The organism is Allobosea sp. LC85, assembly GCF_000735605.1.
Taxonomy (GTDB): domain Bacteria; phylum Pseudomonadota; class Alphaproteobacteria; order Rhizobiales; family Beijerinckiaceae; genus Allobosea.
This window is the reverse complement of record NZ_JPKG01000067.1, coordinates 1-22,509: the sequence shown is the minus strand read 5'-3', so window position 1 is coordinate 22,509 and position 22,509 is coordinate 1. Positions and strand designations below refer to the sequence as shown.

The following is a 22,509-nucleotide window of genomic DNA, read 5'->3' as shown; positions in this document are numbered from 1 at the left end:
GGCCAGCAGGATCGGTGATGGGCAACGATGCCCTATTGCGGAGCCGCATTCGGCGGGGGCTTGCTGTGCGTGTTCATTTTACGTTTATTCAAGAAGTTCTAAATTGCGCATCGCAGGGGGAAGCGATGCCATTCCGTTCGATCGTCGCCACGCCTGAAGAACTCGCCGTGATTGCGGCGGAGTTCGAGAAGGCTTGGAGCGAGATCGAGGCGCGAGGATCATTCGACCCATTGAACGCCGTCGGCCAGCGTGAGCGTCTTGGCTACATCATCGCTGGTTTGTGGTCGGCGGGCCATTCGTTCGAACTCGCCGAATTGGCCGTCCTGCGCTTCGATGAGACCGCCATGGCTGACCCTCTCGAACGGCAGACGGTAATCCCAAAAAAACCCTGACAAATTACGGATATTCCGCGGAACTCGGCGCTTCGCCATGGGTTCGCTATGCGTGGTGGCGTCGTCCCACATCCGGCGCCGTCGCAGCCTGGGAGCCCCGCCGCAATTCCTCCCCCGGAACCGGCGGGGCTTTGGGCTTTGATCGCCGATCGGAACCGTTCGTTTTCTCTACGTGCTGGCCATCCTTCCACTAGCCTAAGGGCAGCACGGCCTACGGCCCGGAGCAGCCCTTTCGCGTGCGAAAGATTCCCGGCAGGCGCCATCTCTCTTCGAAGTCTCCATGCCGGAGCGGATAGAGTCATGCCTCCCAAAGCTGCCTCCCAAAGCTCGCGTCCAGCCGCGCCCCGGGTCACCGGCTTTTCACGCATGGAACCCGGATGCTGTCAGGGCGTTTCCTTCCCCAGACTATCCAGGAACCCACACTTGGCCCGCCGGAAGCCGCCGCGGGCCCTTTGTGCCAGAGTGAGATCCGGGACGAGGGCAAAACGCAGGCCGCCGCCAAGATGATTGATTCACCGCAAACCATTGTGAAATGCGATGCCTGTGAAGCTGCTTGGCTACGTCCTGATTTCCATTACGGGACGCCAATTTCTGCCTCGACTTCAGAAGATGGAGGACTGGCTTGGCGAGTGGAGCATCCCCTACCAGGTTGTTCCCCCAATAATCGAGGATTGCGTGCTGATGATCCGCTTTCAGAACGAGCGGTTCGCGCATGCATTCATCGCCGTGCACATGGAAGAAGACGCCAAGGTGCCCCAAACCAGCCAATAGGCCCAACCGCGTCTGCGTGCGCGGTCCGAGCCCGACCAGCAGGATCACCGAACGGGGTGATGCTTCGCGTGAACAGCGGCAGCCTTGACGAGAACCACTTCCAAAGCAGCCAGAACGTCGGGCCCGATCACAGGTTCGAGTGTGATCTCATTGTCTGTTTCCAGGAACACAACCGCGCCCTCATCGGCGTCGCCACTGATGATCATCTGCTTCAGCTTCGTTACGGTGAAATTGAGAATTTCCGGATGCCCCCCCGCATGGCGTCGAAGCGCAGCTCCTGCGGCGGGTCTGCCAACCCTTGGCGAGGAAAGCGGCCAACGGGGGGTTCGACCCGTTGCAGACGAAAGCTTCAGCGGATCTTGAAGGGTTCGGCCGGCTTGAACTGGCTGGAGACCTCGCCGGCATGGATCTGGCCGCCGGTCAGTTCGAGCCTGCGTGTTCCGGCGCCGGCCGACAGGTCGAACTTTTTCAGGTCGACCCAGAAGGTGTTCGGCGTGTGCGCGGTCTCGAAATAGTAGACTTGGTTGGTCTGGTCGGAGACAGAACGCCACAATGTCGAGGAGATATTGGGCTGCCCCGCAGTCGCGACACCAATCGGCACCGAGGCATTGCGGATGACGCTGAGCAAGCCGGCGAGCGCTGCGTTCGCCTCGCCGTTCTTAGGCAAGATGCTCGCATAGTAGGAGGCTCGTACGAAGCGATCGGCGGCGCGACTGCTGCCCGGTAGCATCACGGAGCCACCGATTCCTTGCCAATAGACATTGAGCGCCAGTTGCTCATCGAAGACCGGAGAGTTTGTCATGACCGGGAAGGTACGGCCGTGATGAACCACCAGCTTACCGTCGATGAACTCGAAAATCGCGCTATCGCCGGAGGGATCGGAGATCGACAGGTGCAGTGCCGCCTTGAGCTCCTCCTGGCCGGGGAAGCCGCCGGTGACAATCACAAAGCCCTCCGCCCGCATGGCCTCGACCGCCTCCTGAACCGTGGCGAAATTGTCGAGGACATATTGAGTCCAGACAGCGATCGAGATGCCGGGCTTGCTGCCATCCCATTCCGGATATTTCGACTCGGCCAACCAGAGCAGATTGGCCGTCAGCCCCTTCTCGTTCATGCCGTCGGTGGTTCCGATATCGAAGGCTGCCGCAACGATATTGCCGTATTTCGAGGTCCATTTGAGCGGATTCCTCTCGACCTGGCCGTCGCGGGCGATGCCGTGCGGAAAGACCCAGAGATTGCTCTTTAGATCTCGGCTCCAATCCATCGAGCGCGCGGTCATCACGGCCTTGTCGCCTTGGAACATGATCCGCGTGCACATATCCGTCACCTCCCCGGGCACTCACAGTCGGTCCGCTGCCGACATGCAAAGGCACCGATACTCTGTGTTTGCGGCTTTCAGCAACTTCCGGTTCCCACCACTCTCCTGCGCCCTTCGGAACGTCTGCTGGCCGCCCCTCAATCGGCGACCGAGAACGCGTTTCGAACGGCGAAGAGTTCGCTCGTGAAATCCGCGACGAGCCGTGAATTCGCGCCGTCGGGCGGGCGCAGGAGCAGCGCCCGGAAATGGACCGATGGCTCGAAGGGGCGCACCGCGATGCCGCCGATCATGCGATCGGCAATGACGAAGGGATTGACCAGGCCGATGCCGAGCCCTTGCGCGGCGAGAATCGCGATCGTCACGCCATAGGGCGTCTCGACCCGGATGCGCGGCTGCACGGCGTGCTCGGCAAAGATGCGGTCCATCGCCAGGCGGACCGTGTCCTCCGGCGCCAGGGCCAGGAAGGCCTCGCCATCGAGATCGGCCGGCGTGATCACCGAACGCTGCGCCAGGCGGTGGCGCTCCGGCATCACGCAGACGGCCCGCGGCGTGGTGAAGACGCTGTGCAGCACGCCGCTGGTGTCGATCTCGTCGGCGGCGAGCCCGATGTCGAAACTGCCGGAGGCGATCAGGTCCCGCACGACATTGGAGGTCCGGACCTGGTAGCTGACGCGCACCTGCGGATGCTTGCGCGAGAAGGCCGCGATGGCGCGAGGCACCACGCCGTGGCCGAGGGCCGAGAGGCTGGCGACGCGAATGGCGCCGGCCCCGACCTCCTTGATCTGGGCGGCGCGCAGCTTGAGACGATCGAGCCCGACCAGATTGGCCCTGACCTCGGCATGAAAGAGCTGCCCTTCCCGCGTCGGCACGAGCCGGCCGCGAATGCGGTCGAACAGGCTGAAGCCCAATTCCGCCTCGAGCTTCGCCAGGGAGCGGCTGATGGCCGGTTGCGACGTGTCGAGCAGGGTCGCCGCCGCGCCCGCTCCGCCGCTGATCATGATCGCGTTGAAGACGTCGATATCGCGCAGGTTCATGGCTAGTCCATATCAAAAACGGATCAACTCTATCGCTGCGGCCATAGATGGCAATGGGTAGCCTCGCTAGGGTCTGCGCATGAAACCAAGCGACGACACCTCCCATATCCATCCGCCCGGCCGTTCGCAGGAGCCCTTCCGGGCCGTCGCCATGCCGATCGAGCGCGCCTCGACCATCGTCTTCGACGATCTCGAAGCGTTTGAGCGCCGGGCCGAGCGGGTCTATGACGGCTTCAGCTACGGGCTCTACGGCACGCCGACGAGCCGCCAGCTCGAGGACCATATCGCCCAGCTCGAAGGCGGACGGCGCGCGCTCGTCGTCCCCTCCGGGATGGCGGCCCTGACGCTGGCGACGATGGCGGTCTGCCGCAGCGGCGACCGGGTCCTGGTGCCGGAGACGCTCTACGGCCCGGCGCGCGACATGATCGCCCGTCTGCTCGGGCCGCTCGGTGTCGAGGCAGTCTTCTATGCGCCGCGGCTCGACGCCGGCATCGCAGCGCTGCTCGATGCGCGGACCCGCCTGGTCTGGGTCGAGTCTCCGGGTTCGGCCACCTTCGAAGTGCAGGACGTGCCCGCCATCGTCGCAGCCGCACGCAAGGTCGGGGCGCTGGTTGCTGCCGACAACACCTGGGCGTCGCATCTGCTGTTCAAGCCGCTCGCGCATGGCGTCGATATCAGCATGCAGGCGCTGTCGAAACATGCCGGCGGCCATGGCGACCTGCTGATGGGCTCGCTCGCGGTGCGCGACGAGGCGCTGTTCCGCCAGCTCAAGGACACGGCGCGCTTCCTCGGCTACGGCGTCTCGCCCGAGGATTGCGCGCTGTGCGAACGCGGGCTGATGACCATGCCGATCAGAATGCGTCACGCGGCCGACACGGCGCAGGGCGTGATGTCGTGGCTGTCGGCCCGCAGCGAGGTCGTCCGGATCCTGCATCCGAGCCTGCCCGACCACCCCGGCCACGCGCTTTGGAAACGCGACTTCGCCGGATCGGCTGCCGTGTTCTCACTTGTGCTCCGGGCCGATCTCGCCCCGTTGCAGGCGCAAGCGCTGCGCCGCATGCGCCTGCTGCGGCTGGGTGCGAGCTGGGGCGGCGTGCATTCGCTGATTGCCGTCAGCGACCCGCGAAAAGGCAGGACGAGCCTGGACTGGCTGCCGCCGGGGCCGGTCTGGCGCCTCTCGATCGGTCTCGAGGCGCTCGACGACCTCATCGCCGATCTTGCTGCAGCCTTCGCGCTCTTCTCCGCAGCGGGAGAGCCCGAGGCAGCCCAGGCCAGTGGCCGGGCTGCGGAATGACCACGATCCATTTCACAACAAGAGAACGGAGGGGATGATGACAGGATTGAAGACATTGGCCGGGGCGGCTTGCGCCATTGCCGGCCTGGCGGCGGGCATTGGCGAGGTGTCCGCGCAAAGCGTCGTGAACAAGATCAAGCAGCGCGGCTATCTCAGCTGCGGCGCGAGCCAAGGTGTTCCGGGCCTCTCCCGCCCGGACGAGAAGGGTTATTATCGCGGCTTCGACTCCGATATCTGCCGCACCTTCGCGGCAGCCATTCTCGGCGACAAGGACAAGATCCGCTACGTGCCGCTCAATGCGGGCCAGCGCTTCCCTGCCCTGCAGACCGGCGAGATCGACGTGCTCTCGCGCACCTCGACCATCACCTATAGCCGCGACACGGTCGTCCGCTTCGTCTGGATCAACCTCTACGACACTGATGGCCTGCTCGTGCGCAAGGCCGACAAGATCACCGATCCCAAGCAGCTCGACGGCAAGACGGTCTGCCTGCAGGGCGGCGGCAGCCTGACCGAGAAGGCGATCGAGGAGACGGAGGAGGAACACAACATCTCGATGAAGAAGGTCTATTTCGACTCGACGATCCAGGCGCGCGACGCCTTCTTCGGCGGGCGCTGCGACTCCTATGTCACGGACGGCACCGCAGCGGCGGGGCAGCGCGCCTCGGTCGCGAAGAACCCGGACGACTACGACATCATCAAGGTCGGTCACGCGGCGGAGCCCAATGGCGTCGCGGTCGCGCGTGGCGACGACCAGCTTTTCGACGTCGTGCGCTGGACAGTGAACGCCCTGCTCTGGGCGGAGTCGAACGGCATCACGTCCAGGAATGTCGACGAGAAACTCAAGACCGGAAACGCCGAGGTCAAACGGGTGCTCGGCCAGGAGCCGGGCTTCGGCAAGCCGCTCGGGCTCGAGGACAAGTGGGTCTACACCATCATCAAGCAGATGGGGAACTACGCCGAGATCTGGGACAATAATCTCGGCAAGAACAGCCCCCTCAAGGTCGAGCGCGGCCTGAATGCGCTCTGGAAGGATGGCGGGCTGAACTACCCGTTCCCGTGGGACTAGGCGCCTTCCAGGGGAGCGCGACGAGCGCTCCCCTCTTCTTTGACGTTTTGGGACCGGGAGGGTGGCATGCTTAGCGACGCCAGAGCCAGATCGATCTTCATTCAATGCGCGTTGGTCGCGTCCGTGATCGGATGCGCAAGCCTTCTCGTCAGCACGACCTTCGCGAACCTGCAGGCCCGCGGCATCCCGATCGGCTTCGACTTCCTGACGATGCCGTCCCGGATCGTCATCTCCGAGGCGCTGCTCTCCTACAAGTCGCGCGATCCCTATTACTGGGCGATCGTGGTCGGGCTCGTGAACACCATCTTCATTTCCGCGCTCGTCATCGCCTTCTCATCGGTGCTCGGGCTGATCGTCGGCGTGACCCGGCTGAGCAGTAACCCGCTGGCGGCCGGCACCTGCCGGGTCTGGGTCGAGATCGCGCGCAATTCGCCGCCGATCGTGCTGCTGATCTTCCTGTACTCGCTGTGGTGGAAGGTGTTGCCGCCGGTCGGCGAGGCGCTCAATCCGGTTCCCGGCGTCTTTGCCTCGATGCGCGGCTTCGTCGTCCCGGCCCTCCGGTTCGAACTGGACAGCACAGGCCTCGGCCTGATCCTGCTGGCGCTTCTGCTGCTCGCATCCGCCTGGCTTGCCGGCCCGGCTCGCAGGCTCCGCTCCGGGCTTGGATGGAGTGCGGCCGGCGTGCTGCTGCTCGGCCTCTGGCTCGCCGATATCGAGGCCTCGATCGACTGGCCGGTCTTCACCGGCTCGAATTTCCGCGGCGGGCTGGAGCTGACGCCGGAGCTCAGCACGATCCTGTTCGGACTGACGCTCTACACCACCGGCTTCATCGCCGAGATCGTGCGCGGCGGCGTCCTCTCCGTCGGTTCGGGCCAGTGGGATGCCGGCCGTTCGCTTGGCCTCTCGCGGGCAAAAATCCTGCGACTGATCGTGGTCCCGCAAATGCTGCGCGTGATCGTTCCGCCGATGAACAGCCAATACATCAATGTCGTCAAGAATTCGACGCTTGCGATCGCGGTCGGATATCCGGATTTCCTTGCGGTGATGAACACGATCATCAGCAAATCCAGCCACTCGATCGAAGGTGTCTTCATCATCCTGGGCGTCTATCTCGCCCTCAACCTGAGCCTGTCGAGCGCGGCCAACTGGTACAACCGCCGCATCGCCATCGTGGAACGTTGAACCGTGAAAAGCATTTCACTGCCACTCCCCAGCGAGACCGCGCCACCCCAGGCCTGGCTGGCGTCGCTCCTGGCTTCCTTCCTCAGGGGCGCCAGGCTTCTGTTCGGCTCGCCCCTGAACGCCGCGCTCACGCTGGTCTTCGGCACCCTGCTGATCCTCGTGGTGCCGCCGATGCTGCGCTGGCTGGTGATCGACGCCGTGCTGCTCGATCCCGATCCGAATGCCTGCCGCCTGGCGAGCGGTGCCTGCTGGAGCTTCATCCATGCCAAGTCGGGCCAGTTGCTGTTCGGCATCTATCCGTTCGACGAGCGTTGGCGGCCGGCCCTGGTCTGCCTGATGATCGTGGCGCTGCTCGCCTGGTCGGTGCGGCCGGCGAGCTGGACGCCGCGGCTGGTGCCGCTCTGGATCGCGGCGCTTGCGCTGATCGTCTGGCTGATGGGCGGCGGCCTCGGGCTCAGCGAGGTGCCGACCTCGTCCTGGGGCGGCCTGCCGGTGACCCTGATCCTGACCGTCGTCGCGATCGGGATCGCCTTCCCGCTCGGCATCCTCTTGGCTCTGGCGCGGCGCTCGACCATGCCGGCGGTCAGGATCGGGGCGGTGGTCACGATCGAATCCGTGCGCGGGCTGCCGCTGCTCTCGATCCTCTTCGTCGCATCGATCATGCTGCCGCTCTTCCTGCCGGAGGCGCTGCTGCCCGACAAATTCGTGCGCGCTCTCGTCGCTCTCACGATCTTTGCCGCGGCCTACCTCGCGGAAGTCATTCGCGGCGGCCTGCAGGCCATCCCCAAGGGGCAATATGAGGCCGCGGCCGCGCTCGGCCTGCCGTTCTGGCGCACCCAGTATCTCGTCATCCTGCCGCAGGCGATCAGGGTGGTGATCCCGGCCCTGGCCAACACCATCATCGTCATGATCAAGAACACCAGCCTGGTGCTGGTGGTCGGCCTGTTCGACCTGATCAGCTCCGGCAAGGCGGCGCTCGCCGATCCAGCCTGGCCCTCGCCCGCCGCCGAGACCTTCCTGTTCATCGGCGCGATCTTCTTCGCCCTGTCCTTTTCATTCGCCCGCTTCGCCGATTTTCTCGAGCGTCGCGGACCCACCGCTCACTAGATCCCGAAAACCGCAATCCACTTTTCGGGCCGATGCTTTAAGGAGCCAGCCATGACCGCAGCCCCGGCGAAGACCGCCCGGACCATCGACCAGACGCCGGCGCCGGCGGCGCTGAAGCAGACCTCCCTGAACACCGACACGGCCGTCGAGATGGTCGGGGTCAACAAGTGGTATGGCGAGTTCCACGTGCTGCGCGACATCAACCTGAAGGTGGCGCGCGGCGAGAAGCTGGTGATCTGCGGCCCGTCCGGTTCGGGCAAGTCGACGATGATCCGCTGCATCAACCGGCTCGAGGAGCACCAGAAGGGCCAGATCATCGTCGACGGCACGGAGCTGACCAATGATCTCAAGAAGATCGACGAGATCCGCCGCGATGTCGGCATGGTCTTCCAGCACTTCAACCTGTTCCCGCATCTGACGATCCTGGAGAACCTGACGCTCGCCCCGATCTGGGTGCGCAAGATGCCGAAGAAGGATGCCGAGGAGATCGGCATGCACTATCTCAGCCGCGTCAAGATTCCGGAGCAGGCGCTGAAATATCCGGGCCAGCTCTCGGGCGGCCAGCAGCAGCGCGTCGCGATCGCGCGCTCGCTCTGCATGAGCCCGAAGATCATGCTGTTCGACGAGCCGACCTCGGCGCTCGACCCCGAGATGGTCAAGGAGGTGCTCGACACCATGGTGAGCCTGGCCGACGAGGGCATGACCATGCTCTGCGTCACCCACGAGATGGGCTTTGCCCGCCAGGTCGCCGACCGCGTCATCTTCATGGATGCCGGCCAGGTCGTCGAGATGAACGAGCCCAACGCGTTCTTTGGGAATCCGCAGCACGAACGCACAAAGCTCTTCCTCAGCCAGATCCTGCATTGAGGCCTGCGCCCGGCATCGATCCCTTGCTTGAAAATCGGCGCTGGCGGGCGAGACTGCGCCGATGACGTTGCCTGACACTGTCCTGATGGGAGTGAAACCGGTCATCCGCGAACTGGCGGCCGGCGAAACGCTGTTCGCGGCCGGAGATGCCGCCCGCGGCTTCTTCCTTGTCCGGAGCGGCAGGATGCGCCTCGTGCGCTTTAGCGCTGGTGGGCGTGAGACGGCCTTGTTCGTCGCGGGGCCGGGCGAGCGCTTCGCCGAGGCGTCCCTCTTTGCCGAAACCTATCATTGCGACGCCGTCGCCCTGATCGAAAGTTCGGTTGCCTGCTTCCCCAAGGCGGCGGTGCTGACGCTGTTGCAGGCCAACACCAGCGCGACGATGGATCTGATGGCCGACCTTGCTCGACAGGTCATGGACCTTAGAGCGGCCTTGACCCTGCGCGACATCCGTTCGGCGCGTGAGCGCGTTCTGGCCTACCTCGTGGCACGAGCCGGTCGCGACGGCCGCACGATCTCGATCGACGGCAGGCTCAAGGATGTCGCAGCGGCAATCGGACTCACACCGGAGGCGCTTTACCGGACGCTGGCGCAGCTCGAGGCCGAGGGCGCGGTTCGCCGCGGAGAGGACAGCATCACGCTGACATGATTGCGATCATGTCGCGTGCCGGCGTCGGTGCGCTATCAAGTGCGCGAAGGAGACGCCCGATGATGAAACGCAGAACCGCTGGATCGCTGCTGTGTCTTTGCGCGCTGACCGCGACAGCGGCCTCGACCGCGGCGCAGACAGCGAGCCCCTATGCAGGCGAGGAGCGCCGCGTGGTCAAGGCGCTCTCGGCCAAGGAGGTCGACGATCTCGTGCAGGGACGCGGCATGGGCTTGGCGAAATCCGCCGAACTCAACCACTATCCCGGCCCCAGTCACAGCCTTGACCTGGCGCAGGACCTCAGTCTGACGGCGGAGCAGCGCCGGGGCCTGGAGGCGTCGATGGCGCGCATGAGCGCTAAAGCCAAGCAGATCGGAGCTGAAATTCTGGCACTCGAAGGCGAACTCGATGCGGCCTTCGCGGGGCGGACGATCAATCCCGCAGGATTGGCTGAGCTGACGGCGCGTCTTGGCGCCGGGCAAGGGACGTTACGGAGAGTGCATCTCGAAGCGCACCTGGAAACGGCGGCATTGCTCACCCCTGAACAGATCGCTCGATACGATGCCTTGCGCGGCTATTCCGAAATCAAAGCGCCCTCGAAACACAGCGGCCACGCGGTCAAGCATTGAGGGTCACTGAAAATAGGGATCACCTACGAAACGGCCGCGAGAGCATTTCCGTGTTTCTCCGAATCGCGGAAAAGCTCTAGCTCTTTGTTTTATCGCATTTTCTTCACGCGAACCGGTGTCCACTTCGCTCGAAAATGCTCTAACCTTCTGTTGCACAGAATATGGCCGTTTTCTCCAAGTAAAAAATACCGTCTCTGACCGAGATCGCAAAGGACCGTCTCAGGCCATTGGCAAACGTTACCGTGATGGAATCCGCGTCGACGGCGTAGCTCCCATGGCTCTGCCACAAGCCATCATAGATGTAAGTTCCATCGACACCGAAGGAGAATTTCGCTCCGGCCTTCGTCGTGCAGATCTTGCCCTTGATTGCGAAGGTGATTTCAGCTGCGGTCAACGAAGCGCCGCCCGGGTGGGCCTCTATCGGGCCAGCAGAAGCAAGGATTGTTAGCGAGGCCCCGAGCAAAACGAGGGGTAACGGTGAAATGTCCATGGCCCCCTCCAGCAGCACCCTCTCTCGTGGGATTGCGAGAGTGATGAGCTCGAACTTCGCTGGAGCCGGGACGCGATTTCGGTATCAGCCGAATGAGGTCAAGTGCCTGAAATCGGCTCGGCCTCCCCACGGTTTGGCCCAGAAAAGATATGGGAAGGCGCCGCCTGAGTGAAAGGGTTCACATCTGATCGGCTCCAAAGCGGCGACCCCAGCAAGCCCGGTTCACCGGGATGACGATAACTGGCAGGCTGGCGAGATCGGCGGAGCGGAACCTGCGATCCTTTTGCCGGGATGAGGGACCGTCGCGAAGTCCGCTCGCGTCAAACTCTCAACTTGCGGGCATCCGTTTGACAAGCGCTGCGGCGTTGACAGGCACGGTGCCATTTCCGATACATCCGTCATGGTCGAGACGGATACGCATATCGTTGCCCGGGTTGCCGGCATCCCAACAGGCGGGATGCAGGGAAGCCGATCGCCGCGCTGACTCACGCGTATCGCGCCCCCGCAGCCTCGCCGGAAACGGACGGGGCCATTTTCATGCCTGTGCCTCGTCCATCGGATCTTGATGGAGTGAAAGCATTGGCACAGAACATCTATGACAACCCCGAATTCTTCGCCGGCTACAGCCAGCTTCCCCGGCAGGTGCATGGTCTCGCCGGGGCGCCGGAATGGCCCGCGATCCGTGCCATGCTGCCCGCCCTGACGGGCAAGCGCGTCGTCGATCTGGGCTGCGGCTTCGGCTGGTTTGCCCGTTGGGCGCGCGAGCACGGCGCTCAGTCCGTGCTCGGATTGGACGTCTCCGAGAAGATGATCGCGCGGGCGATCGCGGATACCTCCGACTCGGGCGTCACGTACGCAATCGCGGATCTCGAGCTGCTGGACCTGCCGCCGGCTGCGTTCGACTTCGCCTTCAGCGCGCTCACCTTCCACTATATCGCCGATTTCGGGCGCCTGCTGCGCATGGTGCATCGCTCGCTGGCGCCAGGCTCGCAGTTCGTGTTCACGATCGAACATCCGATCTACATGGCCGCCGTGCAGCCACGCTGGTGGACCGACGAGGACGGCCGCAAGACCTGGCCGGTGAACCGCTACGCGATCGAAGGCGAGCGCCGGACCAATTGGTTCACCGACGGCGTGCTCAAATATCACCGGACGCTCGCGACGACACTCAACAGCCTGATCGCCACGGGTTTTTCGATCCGCCATGTCGAGGAATTCGCCCCGACAGCCGATCAGATCGCCGAGAGCCCTGCCCTGGCGGAGGAATGCGAGCGGCCGATGATGCTGCTGCTCTCCGCGGAGCGCTCAGCGACCGACTGAGCGGCAGCGGCCATTGGCAAGACCCTGTCCGCAACGGGGCCGGTTCCGTTGCGGACGAGGTCGCGAATGGTTGGGCGCCCGGCCGCTCTCGAGCGGCTGCGCAACCCGATGATCCAGCCCTTTCGGGTTTGCATCGGCGGTCCCGAAGACCGTAACCCATGTGGCCTCGCCATGATCCTCGATCAGGGTGATGACGGCGATGCGCTGCGGCCCATTTCACGAAGATGAAGTTGCTTCCCCAGACCAGGCCGAGGAAGCAGGACGCAAGAACCGCGGATGTCTTCATCTGGTCATACCGACCGCGTGACGCCGCCGTCGACACGCAGGTTCTGACCCGTGATGTAGGCCGCTCCTTCAGAGGCAAGAAACGAGACCGTCGCCGCGATTTCCTCGCTGGTGCCATAGCGCCGCATCGGCACGCCCTCACGGCGTTCCTCGGTGGCCGGAAGGCTGTCGATCCAGCCGGGAAGGATGTTGTTCATGCGGATGTTCTCGGCCGCGTAGGTGTCGGCGAAGACCTTGGTGAAGGAGGCGAGGCCTGCCCGCGCCACGGCCGAGGTCGGGAACATCGCGCTCGGCTCAAAAGCCCAGGCCGTCGAGATATTGATGATCGAGCCTGCGTTTTGGCGCTGCATCACCGGCGTGACCAGCCGGGCCGGCCGCACCGCGTTCAGGAAATAGACCTCGATTCCGGCGTGCCAGTCCTCGTCGGTCAGTTCGAGGATCGGCTTTCTCGGCCCGTGGCCGGCGCTGTTCACCAGCACGTCGATCCGCCCCCAGCGATCCACCGCGCCATCCACCAGGCGCTTCAGGTCGTCATTGGACTGGTTCGATCCGGTGACGCCAAAGCCACCGAGTTCCTGCGCCAGCGTCTCGCCCTTTCCCGAAGAGGACAGGATCGCCACCTTGAACCCGTCAGCGGCCAGGCGCCGGGCCGAAGCCGCCCCCATGCCACTGCCGCCCGCCGTCACGATGGCCACTTTTTCTGCCGGCATGGTCGTCTCCTTGGTCATGAAATTTGGGGAATTGGCGCGAACGCGCACAATCTGTTGCAGGCAACGGCAAACTGATAGCATCGGCAACGCAAGGCCACGAACCAGAACGACGCCCTCTATCCAGTAGAAAAACTATCGAATGGCTGATGGTATCCGGCGACTTCCCCCGCTGAACGCGCTGCGTGCCTTCGAGGTCGCGGCGAGGCATCTGAACTTCCGGCTCGCGGCCGATGAATTGGGCGTGACGCAGGGTGCCGTGGCGCAGCAGGTGCGCGGTCTGGAAGCTGCCCTTGGTCTGAAGCTGTTCGAGCGCCACACGCGAACGCTTGCGCTCACCGAAGCCGGGCGCAGCTATGTCGGCACGATCGGCCGCGCCTTTGAGCTGATCGTCGAGGCGACACATGCCCTGAAACCCGAACCACGACACTTGACCATCAGCGTGACGCCTTCCTTCGCATCACGCTTTCTGATTCCGCGGCTGCCTGGTTTCACCGAGGCGCATCCCGATATCGACCTGCGGATCCTGGCGACCGACCGGATCTCCAATTTCCAGACCGACGCGGTGGATCTGGCGGTGCGTTACGGCCGTCCGCCCTTCGGGCCCGGCCTGATCGCCGATCTTCTGTTCGAACAGGTGGTCGTCGCTGTCGCAAGTCCGCTGCTGATCGAGAAACTGGGGCCACCGGAACGACCGGAGAATCTCAGGCATTACGCATTGCTGCATGACTCCCATGACTTCTGGCCTCAGTTTCTGGACCTCGCCTTTCCCGGAGGTGCCGCGACATCGGGCAAGAACATCCGGTTCAACCAGACCTCGCTTGCCATCGAGGCCGCGGCGGCCGGCCAGGGCCTTGCCCTCGCCAGCCTGTTCTTCGTGACAGACGATCTGGCCTCCCATCGCCTTGTCCGCCCCCTGACGACGGAACTGCGGGTTGGCGCCGACTTCTACCTGGTCTCACCGCGCAAGCCGCGCCACCCGGCCGCTGTCCTGGACGTGCGGGAATGGCTGAGCAAGGCGGGCACGAGGGCCTGAGACCACGGCCTCGGATTGCCCGCCTAGGACCGTTCTTACGGCTCGCGGAGGCGCCGCGCAGCCTTGCCGATTGGCAGACGTTCCGAAGGTCGCAGGAGGGTGGAAAGCGGACGTCTAGTGAGCGCCCGCAAGGGGACGCTAGCCAGACAATTCAGCGGCGTCGTCAGCAACCGGTCGCCGAGCTTGAGGACGCCTGCTTCTGTCCTGCTACCAACTTCGCGCAAATCAACCTCGTTGCTATTAAACCGGCATCTGGCTACCCCATGGTCATCGCCATGGAAAGATCGAAGTCGCGAGGATGTTTCGACCGGCGTGACAAGAAGTGGATCATGCAAATTAAACTGAAAGGCCAACGAGGTTGACTCGGACGCTATCCCAGAGGCTTCCAGAGACGGCGCGAGGCCAAGACTGGATCAACCAGTTCGACACAGCCGATCACGAACTGGCGCGCCGGTTGTTAGAGTCGCTCGTCCTCGTTTCCGGCATAGAGTTCGAGCGGCAGCTCGCATCACTCCTGAGCGAAACAGCGCTTAAGGCCACCGGACCAACTGCTTTTTTCGCAGTGCGAGAATGGCCAGATTCTTCTCTTTCATATCTTTACGCGGACCAAGAGGCCGACGCCGTCGGTGCGGGCGGAGATATAGGAAGCGAAGGCCGTGTCGCCGCAATAATACGCGGCCTTTGTCGTATGCATCCGAGCCAATTTTTGAATCATCCCAGCATTAATGCGATGCACGACGCGAAATGTCGGCTTGTTGTGCTGGTTGATGATTTTGTTGGTTCCGGCGACCGTGTTGCCGAGTTCTATGCAGCTTTGTGGGCCAACCGCACAATCAGGTCGTGGCATTCTCTTGGATTGATCAGGTTTGCTCTTATCGCGTACGCCGCAACTAATCGCGGCGAACAGCGAGTTTCTAAATTGATAGATAGTCAACCGAAATTGGTGCGAGGCTGCCCTACCTTTCATGATCTACCGATGAGGCATCAAGAGCGCTCCATGTTATTGTCCGCGATAAAAAAATATGCCACTTATACTGAGCACCATAGATACCCATTAGGTTACGGCGGGACGGGCTCGGCCCCGGTCTTTTAGCACGGCTGCCCCGACAACGTGCCTGTCATATTTTGGGCTGCGGCTGGCGTCGGCAAGACGTGGAAACCGCTGTTCCCCGCCCGGTCTGTTTCAATTGGCGAAACGTCGGCATTTCCGCCCGAACTGGACGTTCCAGCCGCCTCTGCCGTGTTGCAGGGCGTCGGGCAAGCGCGCCTCGCTATGTCGGGCGCACTCTCCCGCCGAGGGCCCATGGGCCAAACAATTCTTGTGATCCTAGGCTTGATTGCGAAACGAGTGCGTAAGCGTTCCGCGCTTGCTCATGCATCAGGTCTGACAAACGAGGAATGCACAGCCATCATCGAGCGGTGCATATCGTGGAAATTCGTGACTCCCGCTCTGCAGCTAACGGACCGCGGAAATGCTGAACTTGGCTACGCACGGCGCATGGGTGGAAAGCAAGGGACGCTTCCCAAACTCGGTTCTGATGATTACTATCCGAGCCAGTTGAGGGGGCTAGGGGGTAGCTAGTGTGTGTCTGTCGCCAGGCAGGCACCTAGGTAGTTGTACGCTGCAACTGCTGGGACGCGGATTACCGCAGTTCTAAGAGCAAGCTGACGCAAGGCAGTCGATTAAAGGGAAAGCCTATCCCCATCGTACGCCTTGAGTCGGCCTTCCCTTTATTCACCTACGGTGAAGTCAAAGTAGCTGATGCCCTGGTCCTCTCAACGCTATATTACAAATGGACTTGCTGAAGGCCGCGATCCTGAGCTGCTGAAAACTGCAGCTATTCAAATCGCTCGGCCTGTGTACGGAAATCCGGCCGTGCCCGCCGTACTTACTCTGGCGCATTTGGCCAAGCGTTGCGGCGTCAGTTATGTCAAAATTAGGCAGATAGTCGCGCGCCACGGGCCTTTTTATACATACTTTCGCATTCGAAAGCGGTCCCGTGGCCACCGCATGATTAGTGTTCCGGATGCGGAACTGCTTCAAGTTCAGAAATGGATCCACACTTATATTCTGAGCAAAGCCAAAGCCCATCCAGCGTGTTTCTCTTTTCAGACTAAGACATCAATCCGCGACTGTGCCGCCCAGCACCGCGGGGCCAAATGGATAATAAAAATCGACATCTCCGCGTTCTTCGGATCGATCAGTGAGCGAGACGCATTCGATGTTTTCACAAGGCTGGGATACTGTCGGCTTGTAGCGTTCGAATTGGCTAGAATCGTTACAGACGCCCCCCGTTTAAGCACAAGGTACTCGGCAGCGCCGTGGAAACGTCCACTCGGCAGCTACAATATTTCTGCGTATAATCTACAGAATGTGGGCTTTCTTCCACAAGGCGCTCCAACTAGCCCTTTGCTGTCAAATCTCGTTATGTTCGACGTTGATTCCTAGCTTGAAGCGTTGGCGGCGCGCGTGGGCCTGCGCTATAGCAGATATAGTGATGACATGACCTTTTCGACTCACGGTGACTACAGTCGAGAGCAAGCTAAAAATTTGATTCATTCGGTGGCAGGTCTAATCCGTCCAAAGGGCTTCCGGATCAATACCGCGAAAACCCGAATTATCCCGCCGGGTGGTCGACGGTTAGTACTAGGTCTCCTCGTCGACGGCCCTGAACCCCGGCTATCGCGAAAATTCCGCGATACCTTGCGAATGCATATTTACTACATGACGGAGTATGGAGTTCAGGCGCACGCTGAACGGCGAGGATTCGACTCTGTCTCCGGTCTTTACAGACACGTCAAAGGGCTCCTCGACCACTCGAAGTCAATCGACCAATCCTATTGGCAGAAAATGTCGAGCGCCTTTTCAGCGATAGAGTGGCCCAACGAATGGCTGCACGCTTGATAGCGTTTAGGGTTCAGCCGGAAGCCGAACTTCCCAGCTTCGGCTACAGGTCGGGTCCGGACATTGGCCCCTTACCCGAAACAGGACATTCTCCCGACGCTAAGGAACGGTGCTACCCCTCTAGCGCCTCGATCATCTCCACCCGCGTCGCATGCCGGCCGACCACAAACCGGCGACGATGTAGCCAAGACGCTCACGCCGCGCAGATGGCCCGCCATTTACGGACGACCGCCGCCAGCCCCAGCCGGGCATTTCGCGCTGCCCATCACGGCGCCCTCCTCCCAGGACTGCGCCGAACCATCCCGCGGCGGCACCGACGAGCGGCCAAAGGCCGGCCGCTGCCTCTTACTTGGTTTTAACCATCACGACGCGGGCGTTGCTGTCTTCCCATCGCTTCAGGACATTGATCGTGACGTCGCGTTTGTGTCGATGCACCCGTAGATCGAATTGTGAGGCACCCAGTCTGAGTCCGCGAATTGTCACGTCTTCGAGAAATGATGGCAGGATCGGATCCGTTAGCCTCACCTCATTCGTCGCCGCCGGCAATTGCAGACCAAGGCAGGCTGCCAGCATCGCAAAGGGCGCGGCGGCAGCCCAGGCCTGAGGCGAGCAGGCCACGGGATAGGCCGTCGGTCCCCGCCGGCGCCTTCGCAGGAAGCCGCAGAACAACTCCGGCAAGCGGCGCTGTTCCTGGTAAATCGCCGCGTCGAAGATCGCCTCAAACAACCGTGCAGCCTCGGCTTTCAAGCCATATTTGCCGAAGCCGAGAGCGATCAGTGCGTTGTCATGGGGCCATACCGAGCCATTGTGATAGGACATCGGATTATAGCGGGCTTCATTGACATTGAGCGTGCGAATACCCCAGCCGCTGAAGCCACCTTCACTCATCAGGGACTGAGCGACCTGCGCCGCCCTCGCGGAGTAGGCAATGCCGCCGAACAGAGCATGACCGGCGTTGGAAGACCGAACCCGACACTGCTGCTTGTTTCCGTCCAGGGCCAACGCATAGGAGCCGATATCCTCGCACCAGAACGCCTGATCGAACCGCTCCTGCAGAATCGATGCTTCACGCCGCAACACGTCGGCGCGCTCGCCCAGATCGAGAGCGCTCGCCATCGTGGCTGCCGCTTGCTTGGCGGCATAAACATAGGCCTGAACCTCGACGAGGGCGATCGGCCCCTGCGCCAAAGATCCATCGGCGTGCGAAATCGAATCGTGACTGTCCTTCCAGCCTTGGTTGGTCAAGCCGTTCTCCGTCTCGCGATAGTATTCGACAAACCCGTCACCGTCGCGATCGCCGAAGGTGTCGCACCACTGAAGTGCGGCCTCGATGTTCGGCCAGATCTGCTCGATCGTGGCCCGGTCACCTGTTCGACCAAAATATTGGCCCGCCAACATGACGAAAAGCGGGGTGGCATCCACGGAGCCGTAATAGAAACCGAACGGAACCTCGCCAAGGTTGGCCATCTCCCCGCTTCGTCGTTCATGCAGGATCTTGCCTGGCTGCGCATCGACGTGGGGGTCGGTCGCGACGGCTTGTGCCTTCGCCAGTTGCAGCAATACGCCCCGCGCCACCAGGGGATCGGTCCAGAGCAGCATCATTGCCGTGATAATGCCGTCACGCCCGAACATCGTCGAAAACCACGGGATGCCAGCATACGGATATACTCCGTCCGCACTCCGGGTCATGAGCGTGTACAGATCGGACGTCGATCGACAGACAAGATCCGTGAAGTGGGTATTCGTCGATTCTGCCTTGGCAATGTTGGAGGTCAGCGCGCGCAGGTCCCGGCGAGCGTCCCGGTAAGCCTGGGCAAAGCCTTGAGGCGCTGCGCCGGGCGCGTCTGCTCCGGACCCATTGCCAGGAGTGGGTGCATCAACGATATCGCAGGCAATTGCGATGAGAAGCGACGTTCGCTCGCCCGGCTTGAGCGAGAATCGAAAGGACGCAAAGTCCTTGGTCAAATGAACCGGGTCAGGCTCGAAACGAATAACGGTTCTGCGTATCCTGTCGTCGAGGCCGCGATAGAGGAATTGTGCAATCTGTGAAGACATCAGGATATCGACCTCGCCGCGGCGAGCTCGTTTCATGCCCCTGACTTCGAACAGATCGCGGAAATCTGCGGCGAAAAGCAATGAAAGCTTGAATTCGTAGGGAACGCGGCCGAAATTGCGCAAGCCTACGCGCTCATAGCAAACGGAATTCCAGAGAAACTTTGTCCGCTCGATGGCGATCGCATCGCGCGGTATGATGGTGGTGCCATCTTTTCGGGCAATCTCAGGATTGGCCAGATCGACGGTCAAGGACGCGTTGTCGTCCTGGATGACCGAGCTGAGAAGAAGCGGGCGCTTGCCCTCGAAGTACAGCTGCAGTCGCGAAAGATACCTGGTGTCGTTGCAGAACAACCCCTCGGAGGTATCCGGGGTGATCCCCAGGTCGCCATAGCTGTCGAGAACGGCGAAGGCTTCGCCGGATTTCAGCGTGCGGAGCGGACGCTCGACGAGCGACGGGTGGGCATCGAGGGCGTGCTCGAGCAATTCTTCCTGCGGCGGCGGGATCTGGCGCTCGCTGACGCTGTGCTCATTCATCCCACTGCTCCTCATCGCTGGAGATCAGGCAGGTCCGAGCGGATTGGTTCATGTCTCTGCGTCTATTCTGCGGCCTTTCGAGGATCCCTCGACGAATGCAGCAATCGATCGAAGGCGTCGAGATAGTCCGTCGCCATCCGGGCGGCGGTAAAATGGTTTTCGAAATGCTGCCGGACCGCGAAGCGATCCATGGCAACGCAGTGTTGGGCAGCTGCGACAGCCTCGGCGATTGTGTCGACGAGGATTCCGGACACGCCGTCCTTGACGACTTCAGGCACGGAACCGTTGCGCCAGGCGATAACCGGCGTTCCCGCCGACATGGATTCGATCATCACGAGTCCGAACGGCTCGGGCCAATCGATCGGAAACAGCAGAGCACGCGCGCCCCCGAGAAACGCAGATTTTTGCACCTCGTCGATCTCCCCGATGTACTCGATCAAGGGATGATCGAGCAGGGGCATGATCCGGGTTCTGAAATAGTCCTCATCAAAAGGATCGACCTTCGCCGCGATCTTGAGGGGCATGCCGGCACGCTTGGCGATCTCAATCGCCCGATCCGGTCGTTTTTCCGGCGTGATGCGCCCAAGGAAAGCCAGATAGTCCCCTCCTCGCCCGTCGAACGGGCAAAGCCCCGGACCCAATCCGTGACGGACTGTCGCCAGCCAATTCGCAGTCGCCGGCATCGGATTCCGCTGGCAATCGGAAATCGATATCAGCGGCATTTGGGGATAGGCCTCATAGACCGGAAGAAAATCGGGGAGGTCCAGGCGGCCGTGAAGTGTCGTCACGCATTTATGAGCGAGATCTGTGAATACCGCATGCTGCAGCAGATCGAGATGGAAATGGATGATGTCGAACGACGCCGCACGCTCCCGGACCTTGGCAAGCATGGCAAGGTGGCTCGCCGTGTGATCGCGAATGCCAGCAAGTCGCAACCCCTGCGGTGCGCAAGCGATGAGCTCGGCCGAGGTCTTTGAATCGCCCGACGCGAAGAGAGTGACGTGATGGCCTTGCCGAACGAGTTCTTCAGTAAGCCAGGACGCAACCCGCTCCGTCCCTCCGTACATTCGGGGCGGAACCGACTCCGACAGCGGTGCAACTTGCGCAATCCGCATCCGATTTCTCCAAACAGGATAATTCCGCCAAGGCGGCGAGCAAGCAACTCCAATCTGGCGGAAAAGTTCGAGATTATTGACTGCTCATACTCTTCTCCGCTGGGACCCGCGGGACGGTCTCCGGCATTGCCGTCACCATCAGGAAAAGGGCGAGCAGCCCCACTCCGGACAGCACGGCAAAGGCAACGCTGTATCCGGCCCAGACCACGAGACTGCCGGCAAACACATAGCTCGACGCACCGCCAATGCCTTGAATCGTGCCGATGATTCCGCGCGCCATGTTGTAGCGACCGCTGCCACGGACGGCGCCATAGAGGACGAGCGGTAGCAAAACGTCGAACAGCCCTGCTCCCACACCGTCGAGAAGCTGGAAGCCGATCATCCAATAGGGGTCATCGACAAGTGCGAACAGGATGCCGCGCAGAGGCACGGCGGCGAACGCCAGGACCAGCAGCAATTTCCCGCCGATGAGATTGGCCCGCATGACAAGGAAAGCCATCGGGATCGTTGCGAGCTGAGCGACGATGATCGCGGCGGACGTGACGGCAGACTCGAAGCCCTTGGCTTCCAAGGCGAGCTTTTGGCTTGCGAGCGCCAGCATCGGTGCATTGGCAAAATGGAACAATGCGGTTCCGACCGCGAGCACGACAAAGGGCCGCTCGGCAAACAACCGCCGCCATGGATAGGGAGCGCCTTGGCCGAGGCCCGCCCCCTCGAGGCCTCGGGCTGCCTGATGATCGATGGCGCTCGCAGGGATCGAAAGGACGGCGATCGTCGTCAACCCGGCGAACAGCGGAAGCATGTAGAAGACGCCGCGTTGCCCGAAATGGGTGCCAACAACCGCAGCAATTGCCGCGATGAACAGATTGCCGAAGCGGTCAAACGCGGCATTGCGCCCAAGCTGCCGTGAAATTCCGCGGGAGCCGAACAGTCCCAAGGTGATCGCCGCAACCGTCGGCGCAAACACGGCTCCCAAAAGGGCCATGCTGACATCCGCGACGAAGACAACCGCGAGTGTCGGGACTGTCGCAATGGCAGTCCCCAATATCGCCAAGGCCCAGGCCCCACCTACAATAAGGGCCCTCTTGGCGCGGGTGGCATCGATCAAGGCGCCGATAGGAGTGTGAAAGGCGATCCCGATCAGTCCACTTGCGGTCAGAAGAGCCCCGATCGTCGCTTGATCCCATCCGACTTCCGTCAGGAGGAACACATTGACGTAGGGCCCAAGGCCACCGCGCAGGTCCGCCAGCAGGAAGTTCAACCAGTCGAGGCTGGGCCGATAAGACACTGAAACCTCGCGGCGGTCTTTCCCGCAAAGATGTCAAGGACTGCCCCAGCCGCAGGCGGCGACCTCGGCCGCGCCGCGGCATGAAGCGCTGGAGCTGGCAGGAGCCATGGGGAATGCCCCACGGCCCCCGCACCGCCAGCGTGCCAGAGCATACCGCGAAAAGTGGTCAACGGTTTTTCGCACAAAGCATGCTCTAAACGATGAGCGTCGATCAGGTTTTCTGCGTTTGGAGATGTCGTCCAAACGCAGCGTGATCTACAGCATTTCCGTGTTTCTCCGAATCGCGGAAATGCTCTAGCTCTTTGTTTTATCGCATTTTCTTCACGCGAACCGGTGTCCACTTCGCTCGAAAATGCTCTAGCAGGCTGCTGAAAAACGCGCTGGCTTTTTGGTTGGTGTGATGATTCCGTGGGGTTGCGGCCACAGGATTGATTTGGATGCGCGGTGGGGACGAACGGACGGGATCGTTGT

At 62.0% G+C, this 22,509-nt stretch carries 21 protein-coding genes; 12 read left to right on the top strand and 9 right to left on the bottom strand.

Going from position 1 to position 22,509, the window contains the following annotated elements:
- The first annotated feature begins 17 nt into the window (after positions 1–17).
- Together FG93_RS30035 and FG93_RS30030 are read left to right on the top strand one after the other, a co-directional pair.
- The gene (locus tag FG93_RS30035) at positions 18–392 is read left to right on the top strand and encodes a hypothetical protein (RefSeq protein WP_152579705.1); all 375 of its coding nucleotides are present in this window, start codon (positions 18–20) and stop codon (positions 390–392) included.
- A gap of 537 nt (positions 393–929) precedes the next feature.
- Positions 930–1,163 carry a hypothetical protein gene (locus FG93_RS30030; RefSeq protein WP_043242423.1) on the top strand — a complete coding sequence of 78 codons (234 nt, stop codon included), beginning with the start codon at positions 930–932 and terminating at the stop codon, positions 1,161–1,163.
- 44 nt (positions 1,164–1,207) lie between these two features.
- Here the strand turns inward: FG93_RS30030 and FG93_RS33110 are convergent, their stop codons facing one another.
- The 3 genes from FG93_RS33110 to FG93_RS30020 all read right to left on the bottom strand — a co-directional run bounded on the left by FG93_RS33110 (position 1,208) and on the right by FG93_RS30020 (position 3,515).
- Positions 1,208–1,369, bottom strand: a complete 162-nt coding sequence (locus FG93_RS33110; RefSeq protein ID WP_161783913.1) for a hypothetical protein — start codon at positions 1,367–1,369, stop codon at positions 1,208–1,210.
- 143 nt (positions 1,370–1,512) lie between these two features.
- A complete protein-coding gene (locus tag FG93_RS30025; RefSeq protein WP_081882009.1) occupies positions 1,513–2,481 on the bottom strand; it encodes a linear amide C-N hydrolase in 969 nt (322 codons plus the stop codon).
- 137 nt (positions 2,482–2,618) lie between these two features.
- Complete coding sequence (locus tag FG93_RS30020; protein WP_043242421.1) at positions 2,619–3,515, bottom strand: LysR substrate-binding domain-containing protein; 897 nt, start codon at positions 3,513–3,515, stop codon at positions 2,619–2,621.
- Positions 3,516–3,594: 79 nt separating this feature from the next.
- Between FG93_RS30020 and FG93_RS30015 the strand changes: the two genes are divergently transcribed.
- The 7 genes from FG93_RS30015 to FG93_RS29985 all read left to right on the top strand — a co-directional run bounded on the left by FG93_RS30015 (position 3,595) and on the right by FG93_RS29985 (position 10,303).
- Positions 3,595–4,809: a PLP-dependent aspartate aminotransferase family protein gene (locus tag FG93_RS30015; RefSeq protein WP_043242418.1), complete on the top strand. Its 1,215-nt coding sequence runs from the start codon at positions 3,595–3,597 to the stop codon at positions 4,807–4,809.
- Between the two features lie 37 nt (positions 4,810–4,846).
- Positions 4,847–5,875, top strand: coding sequence for a transporter substrate-binding domain-containing protein (locus tag FG93_RS30010; protein WP_052514388.1), 1,029 nt, complete (start codon positions 4,847–4,849; stop codon positions 5,873–5,875).
- A 66-nt stretch (positions 5,876–5,941) separates the two neighbouring features.
- Positions 5,942–7,057, top strand: a complete 1,116-nt coding sequence (locus FG93_RS30005; RefSeq protein WP_052514383.1) for an amino acid ABC transporter permease — start codon at positions 5,942–5,944, stop codon at positions 7,055–7,057.
- 3 nt (positions 7,058–7,060) lie between these two features.
- The gene (locus tag FG93_RS30000; RefSeq protein ID WP_043242409.1) at positions 7,061–8,164 is read left to right on the top strand and encodes an amino acid ABC transporter permease; all 1,104 of its coding nucleotides are present in this window, start codon (positions 7,061–7,063) and stop codon (positions 8,162–8,164) included.
- 150 nt (positions 8,165–8,314) lie between these two features.
- Positions 8,315–9,031, top strand: coding sequence for an amino acid ABC transporter ATP-binding protein (locus FG93_RS29995; protein ID WP_052514387.1), 717 nt, complete (start codon positions 8,315–8,317; stop codon positions 9,029–9,031).
- Positions 9,032–9,092: 61 nt separating this feature from the next.
- A complete protein-coding gene (locus FG93_RS29990) occupies positions 9,093–9,677 on the top strand; it encodes a Crp/Fnr family transcriptional regulator (RefSeq protein ID WP_052514382.1) in 585 nt (194 codons plus the stop codon).
- A gap of 170 nt (positions 9,678–9,847) precedes the next feature.
- Entirely contained in the window at positions 9,848–10,303 is a 456-nt protein-coding gene (locus tag FG93_RS29985; RefSeq protein ID WP_161783912.1) for a Spy/CpxP family protein refolding chaperone, read from the top strand.
- Positions 10,304–10,442: 139 nt separating this feature from the next.
- On the opposite strand, the gene FG93_RS29980 is transcribed toward FG93_RS29985, so the two are convergent.
- Positions 10,443–10,793, bottom strand: a complete 351-nt coding sequence (locus FG93_RS29980; protein WP_152579703.1) for a hypothetical protein — start codon at positions 10,791–10,793, stop codon at positions 10,443–10,445.
- A gap of 579 nt (positions 10,794–11,372) precedes the next feature.
- On the opposite strand from FG93_RS29980, the gene FG93_RS29975 reads away from it, so the two are divergent.
- A complete protein-coding gene (locus FG93_RS29975; protein ID WP_043242403.1) occupies positions 11,373–12,113 on the top strand; it encodes a bifunctional 2-polyprenyl-6-hydroxyphenol methylase/3-demethylubiquinol 3-O-methyltransferase UbiG in 741 nt (246 codons plus the stop codon).
- Positions 12,114–12,403: 290 nt separating this feature from the next.
- Here FG93_RS29975 and FG93_RS29970 read toward each other — a convergent pair whose 3' ends face one another.
- Positions 12,404–13,108 carry an SDR family oxidoreductase gene (locus FG93_RS29970; protein WP_043242464.1) on the bottom strand — a complete coding sequence of 235 codons (705 nt, stop codon included), beginning with the start codon at positions 13,106–13,108 and terminating at the stop codon, positions 12,404–12,406.
- A gap of 139 nt (positions 13,109–13,247) precedes the next feature.
- On the opposite strand from FG93_RS29970, the gene gcvA reads away from it, so the two are divergent.
- Positions 13,248–14,141 (top strand): transcriptional regulator GcvA, encoded by an 894-nt coding sequence (gene gcvA / locus FG93_RS29965; protein ID WP_200878184.1) that lies wholly within the window; start codon positions 13,248–13,250, stop codon positions 14,139–14,141.
- Between the two features lie 589 nt (positions 14,142–14,730).
- On the opposite strand, the gene FG93_RS32725 is transcribed toward gcvA, so the two are convergent.
- Positions 14,731–15,075, bottom strand: coding sequence for a hypothetical protein (locus tag FG93_RS32725; protein ID WP_152579702.1), 345 nt, complete (start codon positions 15,073–15,075; stop codon positions 14,731–14,733).
- 828 nt (positions 15,076–15,903) lie between these two features.
- On the opposite strand from FG93_RS32725, the gene FG93_RS34105 reads away from it, so the two are divergent.
- Positions 15,904–16,590: a reverse transcriptase domain-containing protein gene (locus FG93_RS34105; protein WP_081882008.1), complete on the top strand. Its 687-nt coding sequence runs from the start codon at positions 15,904–15,906 to the stop codon at positions 16,588–16,590.
- Between the two features lie 801 nt (positions 16,591–17,391).
- Here FG93_RS34105 and FG93_RS29955 read toward each other — a convergent pair.
- The 3 genes from FG93_RS29955 to FG93_RS29945 form a co-directional block, all read right to left on the bottom strand.
- On the bottom strand, positions 17,392–19,635 hold the full coding sequence (locus tag FG93_RS29955; protein WP_043242398.1) for a glycogen debranching N-terminal domain-containing protein: 2,244 nt from the start codon (positions 19,633–19,635) through the stop codon (positions 17,392–17,394).
- A gap of 62 nt (positions 19,636–19,697) precedes the next feature.
- A complete protein-coding gene (locus FG93_RS29950; protein ID WP_052514381.1) occupies positions 19,698–20,750 on the bottom strand; it encodes a glycosyltransferase family 4 protein in 1,053 nt (350 codons plus the stop codon).
- Between the two features lie 73 nt (positions 20,751–20,823).
- Complete coding sequence (locus FG93_RS29945) at positions 20,824–22,038, bottom strand: MFS transporter (RefSeq protein WP_043242396.1); 1,215 nt, start codon at positions 22,036–22,038, stop codon at positions 20,824–20,826.
- Positions 22,039–22,509 lie beyond the last annotated feature (471 nt).